Origin of the sequence: Acetobacter sp. DmW_136, assembly GCF_008690365.1 — a bacterium.
Lineage (GTDB): Bacteria > Pseudomonadota > Alphaproteobacteria > Acetobacterales > Acetobacteraceae > Acetobacter > Acetobacter oryzifermentans.
Window position 1 is genome coordinate 1 of record NZ_VHON01000095.1, and the last position, 855, is coordinate 855.

Here is an 855-nt window from a genome sequence, read left to right on the forward strand (position 1 = left end):
CTGCTGGGCATTCACTCCCGTTCCCATTGTGGCTGTTGAACCGATCAGGATACGCTTACGGCCTGCATTGAGATCACCAAACAGACGCAGCTTGGCTGCTGCCTTGTCGTAGTCCTGCATGAAGGCAATCTGCTCGGCCGGGATACCCATGCGGATCAGCTCTGACCTGATCCAGTTATAAGCCGAGAACCCACGCTTGCTCTGGGAGGCCTGCGTGCCGAGATCGGAGAAGATCATCTGCACCGCTCCCGGCAAATCATAAGCCCTGCCCGTTTCGGGGTTGGTGTAGCGACTGGCAGATGTTTCCTGCCAGATTTCAAACACCTTCCGGATCATCACATTCAGCTTGGAATGTGGGTCATCATCCGCCCACGGTGGGATAAACCGCAGATCGATCGCGCCATGCCGGGCATCATTCATCACACTCAGAATGATGTCGTCCCCCTTCTGAGGACGACCTGAACGGGCTTCAATCGCGCGCATCCGTTCTGCAAGGGTCTGCTGGAATGCCCGAAAGTCTTCTGTGCTTTCGGCCACCACAATCTGTCTGTTGCCGCCCTTAACAGAGGGCAGTTTGACATATCGTGCCAACTCGTCTGACTGAACGACGTCCGCAAAGTCACGATACATGGCCATCAGATCGGCCACATTGACGAATTCGGTAAAGCGCGTGACCGGTTTGTAAAGACCGTTGGGCTGAAGCTCCAGTTCGGTGCGTGTTTCCCCAAAGTTGGCTGCCCAAGCATCAAATTCATGCAGATTGCGTGCGACAAGAGCATCCAGATCCATATACCGTCCGACATTCCACAATTCGGCGATGGTATTCGTGATAGGTGAGCCTGACGCCATGATCAG

General features: G+C 54.7%; 1 pseudogene. It reads right to left on the reverse strand.

What is annotated here, in order from left to right:
* Positions 1-855 (reverse strand): annotated as a pseudogene (locus tag FKW31_RS15830) (lactate dehydrogenase); the annotation flags it as partial.